Source organism: Parachryseolinea silvisoli, assembly GCF_021190955.1.
Classification (GTDB): Bacteria; Bacteroidota; Bacteroidia; order Cytophagales; family Cyclobacteriaceae; genus Ohtaekwangia; species Ohtaekwangia silvisoli.
This window is the reverse complement of sequence record NZ_JAIOAO010000003.1, coordinates 707311-722281: the sequence shown is the minus strand read 5'-3', so window position 1 is coordinate 722281 and position 14971 is coordinate 707311. Positions and strand designations below refer to the sequence as shown.

7 protein-coding genes and 1 pseudogene are annotated in these 14971 nt (G+C 52.2%); all 8 read right to left on the bottom strand.

The window, feature by feature from the left end:
* Positions 1-4 precede the first annotated feature (4 nt).
* The 8 genes and pseudogenes from treZ to metH all read right to left on the bottom strand — a co-directional run bounded on the left by treZ (position 5) and on the right by metH (position 14954).
* Entirely contained in the window at positions 5-1834 is a 1830-nt protein-coding gene (gene treZ / locus K7P01_RS20110; RefSeq protein ID WP_267296370.1) for a malto-oligosyltrehalose trehalohydrolase, read from the bottom strand.
* Positions 1809-3989 (bottom strand): glycogen debranching protein GlgX, encoded by a 2181-nt coding sequence (gene glgX / locus K7P01_RS20105; protein ID WP_267296369.1) that lies wholly within the window; start codon positions 3987-3989, stop codon positions 1809-1811. The genes treZ and glgX overlap by 26 nt, the downstream gene beginning before the upstream one ends.
* Positions 3979-5277 carry a glycoside hydrolase family 57 protein gene (locus tag K7P01_RS20100; RefSeq protein WP_267296368.1) on the bottom strand — a complete coding sequence of 433 codons (1299 nt, stop codon included), beginning with the start codon at positions 5275-5277 and terminating at the stop codon, positions 3979-3981. Before K7P01_RS20100 ends, glgX begins: the two co-directional genes overlap by 11 nt.
* 385 nt (positions 5278-5662) lie before the next feature.
* Positions 5663-6031, bottom strand: a complete 369-nt coding sequence (locus K7P01_RS20095) for a nuclear transport factor 2 family protein (protein WP_267296367.1) — start codon at positions 6029-6031, stop codon at positions 5663-5665.
* A 113-nt stretch (positions 6032-6144) separates the two neighbouring features.
* Positions 6145-8547, bottom strand: a complete 2403-nt coding sequence (locus K7P01_RS20090) for an ABC transporter permease (RefSeq protein ID WP_267296366.1) — start codon at positions 8545-8547, stop codon at positions 6145-6147.
* 165 nt (positions 8548-8712) lie between these two features.
* A complete protein-coding gene (locus tag K7P01_RS20085; protein WP_267296365.1) occupies positions 8713-10158 on the bottom strand; it encodes a tetratricopeptide repeat protein in 1446 nt (481 codons plus the stop codon).
* 41 nt (positions 10159-10199) lie between these two features.
* Complete coding sequence (metF, locus tag K7P01_RS20080) at positions 10200-11156, bottom strand: methylenetetrahydrofolate reductase [NAD(P)H] (protein WP_254083126.1); 957 nt, start codon at positions 11154-11156, stop codon at positions 10200-10202.
* 47 nt (positions 11157-11203) lie between these two features.
* A pseudogene (gene metH, locus K7P01_RS20075) lies at positions 11204-14954 on the bottom strand (methionine synthase).
* Positions 14955-14971: the final 17 nt, after the last annotated feature.

The window sequence follows — 14971 nt, the reverse complement described above, 5'->3', positions numbered from 1 at the left end:
AGTCTTAGCGCAAGTATAAAATAAACGATTCAGGTTGTAGCGTGACATTACTGCCCACGGACGGCAAGGTGCCGGGCCCACCCCAACGGGTATCGGCGGAGTTGAGCACGCAATTCCAGGGGACGTCCGACTCCAGGGAGATGGATTGCGGGGACGTTGAGAAATTGAACAGGCACAGTGCATGTTCCTGTTCACACCAGCGGTCAAGCCGCAGTGTTTTCGTCTCCTCTTGTGCGGCGACGGCAAGTTGGTTCCTATTCGTGGACCGCAACGCCGCCGAACGTTTACGGATGGCAATCAAGGTCTGGTAGAACGCGAACATTGTCTTGTGTCGCGGTTCTTGCAAGCGTGACCACGCCAGCTTCGATTGCTGGAATGTCTCGATCGCTTGGGGATCCGGCGCCTCGCCTTCGTTGTGAAAAGCGGCGAACTCAGCTTTGCGCCCTTCCCGCACGGCGTCGATCAGCTTCTTTTCGCCATGGCTCACGAAGTATAAAAATGGATTGGTTTCTGCATATTCCTCGCCCATAAACAGCAGCGGCACGAAGGGGCTAAGCAATGTACTGGCGGCAAGCACCTTCAGCATCCCGAAACTTACCAGGCTGCTGGTGCGCTCACCGAGCATGCGATTGCCCACCTGATCGTGATTTTGCGAGAAGACGACAAATCGATCGCTGGGATGTCCATCTGTCTTTACGCCGAACGATCGCTGCCGATGCTCGGAATACATGCCGTCGTATACGTACGCATCGCGATAAGATTTTGCCAGGTGGGTAATGCCTTTAAAATCGGAATAATATCCTGTGGCAGGCTGGCCTGTCGTTACGCGAAGGGCATGATGAAATTCGTCTACCCACTGAGCATGCATGCCGTATCCCTGGCGATCCAGCGGATCGATGAACCGCGTGTCGTTCAGGTCGAGCTCCACGATGAGGTAATGTTTGCGGCCTGTTTGCGCCATTAGCTCATCCACATGCTCGCGTATCTCCCGCAGGATATGTTTAGGGCTGAAGTCACGGATGGCGTGTACAGCATCCATCCGCAGGGCATCTATGTGGAAGTCGCGAAACCACATGAGAACATTCTCTATAAAATAACTTCGTACGACGTCGGATCCGGCGTCGTCAAAATTGACGGCGTCGCCCCACGGAGTCTTGTACTTGTCGGTAAAATATTGTCCGATAGATGGCAGGTAGTTGCCCTCGGGGCCAAAGTGGTTGTACACCACGTCGAGGACTACGGCGATACCTTGTGCGTGGCATGCGTCCACGAGCTTTTGCAAGCCTTCCGCGCCGCCGTACGACGATTGCACGGCGAAGGGGAATACACCGTCGTACCCCCAGTTCCGGTCGCCAGGAAACTGTGCCACGGGCATAATCTCTATCGCCGTGATCCCGAGCTCACGCAGGTAGGGTAATTTTTCTTCGATGCCCTGAAAGGTACCGGTGGCTGAGAAGGTGCCGGTATGGATCTCATATAAAATATATTCTGCCAGCGCAGGATTCACCCACGTCGTGTCGGTCCACGGGAACGTCTCTATCTGACGGACACGTGATGGCCCATGCACTCCCTCCGGTTGATCAAGCGAGGCAGGATCGGGTACGGTTGTCTTTTGGTCGAGTTGAAACTGATAGGTATCGCCTTCGCGGAGCGCATTCGTCGACAGCTCCCAAAAGCCGTACGGCTGTTGCTGTAAGGGCTCATTGGCCTTGCCGGTGCCCCGCAGGAGCATTACTGCTTTTGCCTGCGGGGCCCATAGGCGTATCGATGCTGTGTCGGATGAATCAAACGTGACACCAATCGAGCGTTTATGAATTTTTACCGGTGCTATCATACACAATCTTATGCTCGAGCAACATGATGGATCGGCTCTCTACCTGAATGCTCTCGTCAGGAGCGTGCTTGCTGCGCGCCCCAATCTTGCTATCCACGGTGTTCAATACCTGCACCCAGTCTTTTCCATATTTTGCTGGCGGAAGTTTAAACTCCACCGGCTCGTGGTGAGCATTGAAGATGACATAAAAACTGTCATCCACGATCTGCTCGCCTTTGGGTCCGGGAGTATGTATACCCCTGCCGTTCAGAAATATCGCGAGTGTTTTGGCATAGCCATTATTCCAGTGCTCTTCGCTCATCTCTGTTCCATCTGGAAGAAACCAGACGATGTCCTCAAGGCCCGTACCTTTTATGGGCTGTCCCTGGAACCAGCGGCGACGGCAGAACATGGGGTGCTCTTTCCGGAGCTGTATGACGCCCTGGGTGAATTGCAGCAGATCATTGTCGGCACCCTCCCAGTTTGTCCACGATATTTCGTTGTCCTGACAGTAGGCATTGTTGTTACCCTGTTGGGTGCGGCTGATCTCATCTCCCGCCACCAACATCGGCACGCCCTGTGACAAGAACAGCGTCGTTAAGAAATTTCGCTTCTGCCGTTGGCGTAGTGCGTTCACGACCTGATCGTCGGTCTTCCCTTCGGCGCCGCAGTTCCAGGAGCGATTGTGGCTTTCGCCATCGTTGTTATCCTCACCGTTGGCCTCGTTGTGTTTTTCGTTGTACGACACAAGGTCATTTAGCGTAAAACCGTCGTGCGCCGTAATGAAGTTGATGCTGGCGGTGGGGTTTCTGTAGCCTCCTCCATAAAGGTCGGAGCTGCCCGTAAACCGCTGTGCAAACTCTCCGAGTATACTATCCTCTCCACGCCAGTAGTCACGTATACAATCGCGGTATTTGCCGTTCCATTCGGCCCAGCCGGGCGGAAAATTTCCGACCTGGTAACCACCTTCACCAATATCCCAGGGCTCGGCGATGAGCTTTACCTGTGATATGACGGGGTCCTGGTGAATTATATCAAAGAAGGCGCTCAGCTTATTTACTTCGTGGAGCTCGCGTGCCAGTGTCGAAGCGAGGTCGAACCGGAAGCCGTCTACGTGCATGTCGAGTATCCAATACCGCAGGCTGTCCATCATGAGGCGCAGTACGTTCGGCAGATTCGCGTTTAGTGTATTGCCCGTGCCCGTATAATCGAAATAGAACCTTTTGTCTTCTGCTAAGCGATAGTAACTGGCATTGTCAATTCCTTTAAATGACAGGGTTGGGCCCATCTGGTTCCCCTCAGCAGTATGGTTGTAAACAACATCGAGAATAACCTCGATGCCTGCTTTATGCAGATCTTTTACCATTTGCTTAAACTCATTAACTTGCTCGCCCAGTACGCCGCTGCCGGAATATCTAACCTCGGGTGCAAAGAAGCCAATGGTATTATAACCCCAGTAGTTTGTCAATCCCTTTTCTACCAGGTGCCGATCGGCAATGAAGTGATGTACAGGCATGAGCTCCACGGCCGTTATGCCCAGCTTTTGCAAATACCCGATTGTCGCCGGGTGGCCGATGGCCGCGTAGGTACCCCGTAGTTCCTCTGGAATCTCGGGGCACAGTTTTGTAAACCCGCGGACATGCGTCTCATAAATGATAGTGTTGTGATAGGCTATCTTCGGCGGACGATCTCCCTCCCAGTCAAATTCCGGGTTAATGACCACGCATTTCGGAAGAAATGGTGCACTGTCCGTTTCGGACATGCTCAGGTCTTCCGCCTCGTTGCCGGTCTCATATCCGAATAAAGCGTCGCTCCATTCGATCTTCCCTGCAATGGCTTTTGCGTACGGGTCGATTAATAACTTGGCCGGATTAAACCGATGGCCGGCAGCAGGATCATACGGTCCGTGTACACGGTAGCCATATAACTGGCCAGGCTTCGCATCCGGAATATATACGTGCCAGATCTGCGTCGAGCGTTCGGTGATGGGGATTCTGACAGCCTCCGTTTCGTCTTTTGGATCGTTAAATAAACAGAGCTCTACGCCGGTGGCATTTTCGGCATACAGGGCGAAGTTAACGCCCTTACCGTCCCAGGTGGCTCCCAGGGGATATGGACTTCCGGGATATACTTTCGCTTTAACTTTTTTTGCTACTTCGGGTTCTTTAATGTTCATACGTGTTCTGCAGGGTCATCGCCCAGGTGGGCATGTGAATCTCTCTTCTATCGGCTTCTGAGCGAAGGGCACCTTCTTGCTGTTCGGTTACGGGTGTGCGTTCGTATTTGCTGAGCTGATACGAAAAATCGTTCAGAATATTCATGTAGTTCATGAAGGCTTCATAGGGGGACGCAAACGGACTGAAGTATGCGTGCACTTCGCCATCATTACTTTTTTTAGTCGACATGTAATAAAAGTGGTCGCTCGCCTGCAACCAACGCCAACGCTCGAGTATCTCAGGGTTGTCTGTACTTTTAACATCCTGCTCCATGCGCAGCATGGTTTCGAAGGCGTCGCGCTGCATATCATTTCCCAGCCATGCGGAAAGGTCTCGCTCTTCGTCTGCCCAGGATATATAGGAAGGTACCGAAAGGCTACCGATAGCCGGTGTCCGTGCGATAACCTCCGACGGTGTAGACAATGTAAAGTGATGTTGTTTTATTACCGTCTGTAAAAACTTCTCGAGGAATTTCAGGATGCTTTCGTGTCGTTGATGCTCGCCGAAGGTTTCGTAGTCCATGCCAAGCACGACCAGCTGTTCGTGTGCCGGGATGCCATTCAGCCAGGACATGTATTTTTCAACCGACAGCGGCTGGTTGTTCTGGAAAAAACGGAATGCAATGTCATCGCTGAGTCGGTAATTACGCAGCAAAATCTTCAGGCCGGTCTGATCAGGGTGTTGATATAGGTAATGCGGGTTACGCCCATGCAATATTTTCTCTACACCGTCAGTAAAGATGCCGGTGAAGCCGAGGGCTTCTACACGGCGACCGATGTCGTCGCTATAGATCAGCTCCGTATTGCGAAATACGGTGGGCCGTATCCCGAAGTATTCGTGGATCTTCGCGACGTGATCGAGCACTTGCACCTCGAACTCATCGCCCGGCATCATGCAGGCCAAAGAATGCTGGTCGGTCTCCGCCAGAAATTCCACGCTACCGGTAGCGGCCAGGGCCCTAAAGCTATCCAACACTTCGGGCGCGTATTCCTTAAACTGATCCAGCGCCATTCCGGAGATCGAAAATGTGATCTTGATTCCAGGATGTTTTTGGATAAGCTTTAGCAGTAAGGCATTGGTGGGCAAATAGCTTTGACGTGCTACGCGCTGGACGATGCTGCGGTTGAGATCGTCATTAAAGTACTCGCCTTGTGAACCGATGTCGAAAAACCGGAACGGCCGGAGGCGGCGTGGTTGGTGTACTTGAAAGTACAATACTAGTTCTTGAGTTGGTTGTGCGTTAGGCATAGCATTCATGGTATCGCAATTATTTATTTCTTTGGTGCGGCCGCTGAGGAAAAAACTCCCCAGCGTTCGATATAGCGGTTTCCAATGTATCTACCGGACTTTACCGGTAAAAGTGTACGCTCAGCGCTCTCGGCCGCGCTGGGTTGCTGGCGTTTGGTCAATGAAATACCTGAGGCGGAAAGATTCCGGCCGGAAATCGTTGCTTTCATAAAGAGATTATTAAGAGCTAGTAATTGATGCCAACAACAGATAAAAACCTATGCCTGTGGAATGCACGGGACAGGTGCTTTTTGCGCGCTGAGATATAGTACTAGAAATGTAGCTGGAAAACGTATAAAATCCTACGGGTATCCCCGGAAGAATATCACGTCAAAAGGTGTGGATTTTACGCTGAAGTAGGGTTAACACGCATGGCGCGGATGCGGCCGTCTTCAAACCAGAATACGTGTTGAACATTTTTTATGGATATTATATTTCCCAAAAGATCACGGATGATCTGGTGCACTTCCACAACGACCTGGCCAGGCTCCGAGGCATCGCATTGGATCGGTTGCAGATGCGGATCAATGTACTCCCATTGTCTCTGCCAGTATTGACGAATCTCTTCGTGACCCAAAGCAAACCCGCCCTCCATGCCGTTTGCCCAGCTCACGTCCGGGTGCATGTGCTCCAGGGCCGCGTCAATGTCGCGGGCATTAATGTAATCGTATATTTTGTACAAAAGGGTCTTCCGGTCGGTTAGCAGCGTAGTCATAGGAAGATGCATTTACCGAAGATGCCTCTTCTCTCTTCTTCCGCCAACGGAATTGCCATGAATGAACCATTCGGGCGATAACCGTTGCCTATACACGGTCCACAGCCCGGGACTTATTCATACCGAAGTGATTTGGCGGGGTTTACACGCGCCGCTTTCAGTGTGTGTATGCCTACGGTCAGCAACGCTACGATCACGACCGCCACACTGGGCAATGCAAAAATCCACCAGGTCAGGGGAATGCGGTAGGCAAAGTCTTCCAGCCATGCATTCATCACACTCCAGGACAACGGTATCGCGAGGGCAATGGCGATGATCATGAGTATGAGATAGTCCTTGCTCATCAGGCGCAAGATGCCGGGTACGGAGGCGCCCAGTACTTTCCGTACGCCAATCTCCTTGGTTCGTTGAATGGCTGTGAGCGAGGAGAGACCGAACAGCCCCAGGCAGGCGATAAAGATGGCCAGCCCCGAGAATATGCTAAAGACACTCCGGAACTGTTTGTCGGACTGGTATTGCTGTTCGTAATGCTCGTCGAGGAAGAAATGGATGAACGGATTGCCGGGGAACACCGACTTCCACTCTGCTTCAAACCGCACAAGCGATTCTTTGACGTTGTCGGTGTTGAACTTGATGGAATACAATCCCCCGGGGGCGTTGTTGTATCGGAAGACGAGCGGGTCGTAGGCCTTCTTGAGCGACTCCTGGTGGTAGTCTTTTACAACGCCTGCTATGCGGAAGGTATCGCCCCAGAAAAAGATCTGGTCGTTGAGCGCGTCTTCGATCTTCTTAAATCCCATGAGGCGTGCAGCCGATTCGTTCAACAGCACGTTTTTGTATTCCTCTTGATTGGCGTCGGCGAATTCTCGTCCGGCCACGACCTCCAGTCCATAAGCTTTAATAAAGCCGCCGTCCATCATGATGACACGGTATTGTTTGGCATCTTCATCGGTCTGGCTAAGGGTACGGATGCCTCCGGCATTCCAGCCGGGTTGCCGGCCGGGCACTTCCGTCGATGCACAGACGCTTACCACTTCCGGATATTGGCTAATGCGCTCCTTAAACACCTGAAACTTGTCTTTATACGTCGAGTCGACGATGTTGGGTGAGTGAATGACTACGGTTTGTTGTATATCAACTCCGAGTTGCTGGTCTTGCATAAAGCTGATTTGCCGGTACACGGTAAAAGTCCCCACGATTAACGTGACGGATGCCATGAATTGTACCACGACCATGCCCTTTCTAAAGAACACACCTTTCGCTGTATTCTTAAATCGCCCCTTTAATACCTCCACCGGGCGGTAGGCCGACAGTACAAAGGCCGGGTACAAGCCGGAGATAATGGCTCCTATGATGATCGACGCAGCCGTCCAGCCCCAGAAGGATGGTTGCTGAAAGAGTGTATAGCCAATTTCGCGGCCCGTCAATGTGCTGAATGATGGCATCAGTGCGACGGCCAATAAAATGGCCAGTACTACAGCCACTACATTGAGAAGCAATGATTCAAACAAAAATTGCTGCACCAGTTGCCAACGGAATCCGCCCATTACTTTTCGTACGCCCACTTCGCGCGCACGCTCGACTGATTTTGCTGTGGACAGATTTATATAGTTGATCCAGGCGATGATCAGGATCAGCACGGCGACGATGGAAAGAAAATAAGTAGCCTGGCGATCGCCGTTGGTCTTAAACTCGCCGATGAAGTTGGAATCCAGGTGAATGTCGGTTATGGGCTGAAGATGGAACTTCATGTCGGCATTATATCGTTTCAGCTCCTCGCCTACCTTCTTTTGCGTATACGCCGGCAACTTGGCCTCCAATGCGTTTGCATTAGCGTGCTCATCTAACAGAATGTAGGTCATAAATCCATCCCACATCCACGAACGCATCGGATCGTTTTGCAATTTTTCCAAACTGGCAAAAGAAAAAAGTGCCTGGATCTGCATATGTGAGTTGACGGGGAGATCGTCAAACACGCCTGTGACCTCATACTCCGTCCGTCCGTTGTTCTTCATGACCTTTCCTACCGGGCTTTCGTCACCAAAGTATTTCTTCGCCAGGCTTTTTGAGATCACCATTTGAAATGGCTTTTTTAATACGGATGAGTCCTGGCCTTCCAGTAGCTGGATGGAAAATATGCGGAAGAAGTCTTCGGATGCAAAGAATACATTCTCTTCTTTGAAGTATACATCGCCGTGGGACAGCAGCGCGTTGGTGCCGGACAGCCGTACATAGCGCTCTACTTCGGGGAAGTCAGCTTTTACATCAGGTCCGATGCCTGCGCACCCGGAAGCCCACCGCGTAGCGAGCTCACCTTTATCGTACCGGTCCAGCTGTACCCGAAAAATGCGATCCTTTTTGTCATGGAAATCATCGTAGCTGAATTCGTGAAGCACATATTGTGTGATGAGCATACACGCCATCATGCCGATGGCCAGGCCGAGGATATTGATGGCGGTAAATCCCTTGTTGCGCGATATGTAGCGCAACACCGCTGTGAAGTAATTTTTGATCATAGGCAAGCAGACGTTAACAGGTATACCGGCCCTGGGCCGAAAGGTTACACCCTGTTGCGGCAAGTACGATGCCATATCCCAGGCATCTAAAATCGATCTATTGCGCGGATTTGTGTTACGACGCGGGCCACAAGCGAACACTATCTGTCCGTTCGCGGACGGTGATTAGATTCGTTTGGTGCTTTCCAGCTTGCGGTTGATGATGCGGATTACCTCGTCTAACTCGTTGGCGGCCTCTTGCAAACGGACGATAATCTCTTCATGTTCGTGGCGCAGCTCCTGAATCTTCGCCAGCTCTACCAGGCCTAATATTCGGGCCAGTGGGCCCCGCACTTCGTGCGCTGTAAAAAAAGCATATTCCAGCAGGCGTTGATTTTTAGCGGCGATCTCTTCGGTCCGCTCGCGTACCATGGATTCCAGGTTTTCGTTCATCTGGTTTATCTCGCGGTTGAGCTTCAGGAGCGCTTCTTTGGCTTCTGCGTTGCTTTTGTTCAATCCATAGAATTTGTACCCCAGCATGATCGCCAGGATCAATATCAGGCTTACGCCGGCAATAGCGATGTATTGCCTGCGCACGATGCGTTTTTGGAATCCCAGCTCCTGTTCTTTCTTTTCAAATTCGTAAATCACCTGTATGGTGGCAATCTGTTCTTTGCTTTGACGGCCAAAAATCTCTTGCTCGACGGCGGCCAACGCGCGGGTGTAGTACAAGGCCGAGTCAAGGCTTCCTGTCTTTTCAAAACATGTCGCCAGGAACCGCATGGCCTCTACTTCCTCCCGCCGGATATCGTGCCGATGGGCTACGGCAATAGTGGCTCGCAGGTAATGGCAGGCTGAGTCATATTGTTCGCTCGCGAGGAACAGCTCACCAAACTTTTTGTACGATGCGGCAATCTGCAGGTAGTCTTCTATGCGCTGTGCCTGCTGCAGGCCTTGATTATAGAACACGGTTGCCGTCGGAAAGTCTTTTTGCCGCGCATATACCTCCCCGATCTGCAGCAAGGCATGGCTGATGCCGATCTCATCGTGTAGTCCCCGATATCGTTCCAGGGCGGTTTGCCCGGCTTCCAGTGCCTGTGGATACTTGCCTGTATGGGTATAGTAGTCCGTCACCGACAACAGGGAGTTCGCAACGCCCAGGCTATCGCCCATTTTTCGCTTCAGCTCGATAGACCGTCGCGCGAATTTATAAGCTTGTTCGTATTCTTTGTTGATGTTAAAGATGAGCGCCAGGTTGTGCAATATCTTCGCCTCGCCGGCGGAATCCTTCAGGTCTTCGTAGAGCTTGAGGGATTGGTAATAATATTCGATGGCAACGGTGTATTCACTTCGGATATAATAGATTACGCCGGCAATCTTGAGTGCATCGGCAAGGCCTTTTTTATAGTGTGCCTCCCGTGCCCGCAGAATAGACTCACGTACGGTCTTCTCTGCTTCCTGTACGGAGGTGCGGGTGTAATACGTGGCGATATTGTTGAGCTGGTCGATTCGCTTAACCGGATCGCCTACCGCAGGCAATGATTTCAGGAGAGAATCTATCTTACTCTGCTGGGCGAAGCCGGCAACCGACAGGCCCAAAACACTTAACACAAGTACAGCAAAAATCTTCATCAGAACACAATACCAGCAGGCAAACCAACCGCTAATATAGGTTAAAATAATTCTTTTGCTATGCGATAGATCGGATCGGATTTTCCCATCGAGTAAAAGTGGAGGGTTGGAACACCCTTTTTAATCAATTCTTTCGATTGCTCGATACACCAGGCAATCCCGAGTTCTTTTACGGCAGCGTTATCTTTACACTTCTCCGCTTCATCGACAAGCGCCTCTGGTATATCGATGTTAAATGTTTTCGGCAGAATGGTCAACTGTCCCTTGCCCGTGAGCGGTTTGATCCCTGGAATGATCGGCACATGGATGCCAGCTTCCCGGCAACGGTCTACAAACTCAAAGTATTTCTGGTTGTCAAAAAACATCTGTGTGACCACATACTGTGCGCCCATGTCTACCTTAAGTTTCAGGTATTTGAGGTCTGTCTTCAGGTTCGGAGCATTGAAGTGCTTCTCGGGATAGCCGGCGACACCGATGCAGAAGCCTGTCGGCGCAGCCGTCTCAAGCTCTTCGTCGAGGTATATGCCGCGGTTCATTTTTACCACCTGTTCGAGCAGTTCAGACGCATAGCGGTGGCCGTCGGGCTCGGGGACAAATTTCGCTTCGCTTTTGATGGCATCGCCCTGCAGCAGGAGGACGTTGTCGACGCCCAGGAAGTGCAGATCGATCAGCGCGTTTTCGGTCTCTTCACGGCTAAAGCCGCCACAAATGATGTGGGGTACCGTATCGATCTTGTAGTGGTTCTGTATGGCCGCACAAATTCCGACGGTGCCGGGGCGTTTGCGGGTCGTGCTCTTTTCGAGCAGTCCCCCATCCTTTTTCTTGTATACGTACTCTTCGCGGTGATAGGTAACATCTATGAACGGTGGCTTGAACTCCATGAGCGGGTCGATGTTACTAAACAGGTTCTTAATGTTCTCGCCCTTCAGTGGCGGCAGAATCTCTAGCGTAAATAACGTCTTTCCGTTAGCGTTTCGCAGGTGGTCAATGACCTTCATAGCTCAGATTATTTTTCGTTTTGCAGTTATAGCCGTGGCCAGGAGTCTTACAGGTCGTAGCTCAGGTTGGGTGACAGCCACTTTTCGATTTCCTCCAGGGGCATGTCTTTGCGGCGGGCATAGTCTATTACCTGGTCTTTTTCGATTTTTCCAAGGCCAAAATATTTCGAGTCGGGATGTCCGAAATAAAAACCGCTGACGGCCGCCGCCGGATACATGGCATAGGACTCCGTGAGTTGAATACCCACTGGCTCGCAATCCAGTATCGTAAACAGCAGTTTCTTCTCGGTGTGGTCGGGACACGCCGGGTAGCCCGGTGCAGGCCGTATACCTTTATACTTTTCCTCTATCAGCTCTTCGCTGGTAAGCGTTTCGTCATGCGCATAGCCCCAGTACTCTTTGCGCACCTTTTCGTGCAGCAGCTCTGCGAAGGCCTCGGCTAACCGGTCGGCCAGGGCCTTTGCCATGATCTCGGAATAGTCGTCTTGCTCGGCCTTGTGGCGCTCGACGAGTTTCTCTAATCCAATGCCGGTGGTGACCGCAAACATGCCCAGGTAGTCTTTGCCGCGCTCGGGGGAAATGAAGTCTGACAGGCAGAAGTTGGGCAAACCCTGGGCTTTCTTGTTTTGTTGCCGCAAGAAGTGGAAGGTGGCAACTGGTGATGTATCACCTTGCTTCTGGAACAGATCGACATCGTCGCCTGTATTGACCGCCGGATAGAATGCCAGCACACCGTTGGCCTGCAAGCTTTTATCGCGGATGATCTCGTCGAGCATCTTGTTGGCGTCGACGTACAGCTTCCTGGCTTCTACCCCCACGACGGAGTCTTCGAAAATGCCAGGGTAGCGGCCCGCCAGCATCCACGTCTGAAAGAATGGTGTCCAGTCGATATACGGACGGATCTCTTCCAGCGGGTAGGCTATCAGTTCTTTTCTGCCCGTGAACGTAGGCGTGGCGTATTGCGTCGCGTTCCAGTCAATCTTTACCGGATTTTTCCGGGCCTCCACCAGGGAGATATAGTTCTTTGTTTGCTTCCTGTTTTCGTGATCGACCCGCAGTTTAGCATATTCATCCTTCATCTTTTTCTGAAAGGATGCGCGTGTCGTTGTGCTGATCAACTCGCTGGCTACCGGTACGGAGCGGGAAGCGTCGAGTACGTGTACGACGGGACCGTCGTAGACCGGATCGATCTTTACGGCTGTGTGGATGCGGGAGGTGGTCGCGCCACCAATCAACAACGGCAGGGTCATTTTCTCCCGTTGCATCTCGCGGGCCACATGCACCATTTCGTCCAGGGAGGGTGTGATCAGGCCGCTCAGGCCGATAACGTCTACCTTTTCCCGGCGGGCCGCTTCGAGGATTTTCTCGGGGGGCACCATGACGCCAAGGTCTACTACATCGTAGTTGTTACAGGCCAACACCACACCGACAATGTTCTTGCCGATGTCATGTACGTCGCCTTTTACCGTCGCCATTAATACTTTGGCTGCCGCCTGGTGGGAGGTGCCATTGAGTCGCTTTTCTTCTTCCAGGTACGGCGTGAGGTAGGCTACGGATTTTTTCATGACGCGCGCACTCTTCACTACCTGTGGCAAGAACATTTTGCCCGCACCAAAGAGGTCGCCCACGACGTTCATGCCGGCCATGAGGGGGCCTTCGATGACAAACAAGGGCCGGCCATATTTTTGCCGGGCCTCTTCGGTATCGTGGTCGATGAAGTCGATAATACCTTTTACCAGGGCATGTGTGAGTCGTTCTTCTACAGTACCTTTTCGCCACTCGTCATCCTGCTCTTTCTTTTTGGCCGAGCCCTTTACGGTCTCTGCCAGTTCCAACAGACGTTCCGTTGCGTCGTCGCGGCGATTCAGTAATACATCTTCGACGCGCTCCAGCAGCTCTTTATCGATCTGGTCATATACCTCCAGCATGGTAGGGTTTACAATGCCCATGTCCATGCCGTTGCGGATGGCGTGGTAGAGGAAGACAGAGTGCATGGCTTCGCGTACCTTCTGGTTACCGCGGAAGCTGAACGAAACGTTACTCACGCCACCGCTCACGTGCGCCCCGGGCAGGTTTTCGCGGATCCACTTAGTGGCGCGAAAAAAGTCTATGGCATAGTTCCGGTGCTCGTCGATACCGGTTGCTACCGGGAATATGTTGGGGTCGAAGATGATGTCCTGCGGCGGAAACTTCACCACGTTGACCATGATGTCGTAGGCTCGCTTGCAAATGGATATGCGGCGGTCGTAGGTATCGGCCTGGCCTTGCTCGTCGAACGCCATCACCACTACCGCATGCCCGTACCGTTTTACCAGTTTGGCCTGGCGTATAAAATCTTCTTCGCCTGATTTGAGACTGATGGAGTTTACAATGCCCTTGCCTTGCAGGCATTTTAACCCGGCTTCGATCACCTCCCATTTGGACGAGTCGACCATAACGGGTATGCGGGCAATCTCAGGTTCGGAGGCCATGAGGTTGAGGTATCGCACCATGGCCGATTTGGCATCGAGCATGCCTTCGTCCATGTTTACGTCGATTACCTGGGCACCGCCCCGCACCTGATCGAGCGCTACTTCGAGTGCTTCTTCGAACTTATCTTCCTTGATCAGTTTCAGGAATTTAGCAGATCCGGTAACGTTGGTCCGCTCGCCGATATTGACAAAGTTGGATTCAGGTGTAATTTCAACGGCTTCGAGACCGCTGAGTTTCAGTCGATAGTTCATAGTCAATTATCCAAAGCCCGTTTCCGTTGCGGGAAACCGGGAGGGGTCTGTTGTGTAATCTGTTTACTAATTATACCAGCTCGGGTTCTGTTACCTGCCGGGGCTTGTACTTTTTGGCGATCTCGGCAATGCGCCGGATATGTTCGGGCGTTGTGCCACAGCACCCACCGAGTATATTGACCAGCCCTTCCTGGAGAAACTCTTCGACCTGCGCGCCCATCTCATCGGCGGTCTGATCGTATTGACCGAACTCGTTGGGCAGGCCGGCGTTGGGGTATGCGCTAACAAAGAATGGTGCCTGTTCTTTCAGCACGCGCAGGTACGGGCGCAGCGCGCTCGCGCCCAGGGCGCAATTCAGGCCAATGCTTAGCAAGGGCACGTGCGATACCGAGATGAGAAATGCTTCTGTTGTTTGCCCGGATAGCGTGCGTCCGCTGGCGTCGGTGATGGTACCCGAAACCATGATGGGCAGCTCGCGGCCCATCTCGTCGAACAATTCCTGGACGCCAAACAAGGCAGCCTTTACGTTGAGCGTATCAATGACTGTTTCGAGGAGTAACATGTCTACCCCGCCTTCGATCAACCCCCTGGCTTGCTCTTTAAAGGCTATTACGAGCTCGTCGAAGGTAATGGCGCGGAAGCCTGGATTATTTACATCGGGCGATAAAGAAGCCGTCTTGTTGGTCGGGCCGATCGCACCGGCAACGAACCGCGGCTTGTGCGGCTCGCGGGCGGTGAACTCGTCGGCTACTTCGCGGGCAATGCGTGCAGACTCGTAGTTGATGTCGTACACAGCGTCTTCCAGGTGGTAGTCTGCCTGGGCAATCGTGGTCCCGCTGAAGGTATTGGTTTCAATGATGTCGGCGCCTGCTTCAAAATACAGACGGTGTATGTCGCGGATGATGTCCGGCCGGGTGATCGACAGGATATCGTTGTTGCCTTTTAGTGGATGCGTATGGTTCTTAAACCGTTCGCCGCGAAAATCTTCTTCTGTCAGCGTATGCCGCTGGATCATCGTGCCCATCGCGCCATCGATGATCATGATACGTTCTTTTAGGATGTCCTGGATTTTCATAAAGCCCTCTATAGTTT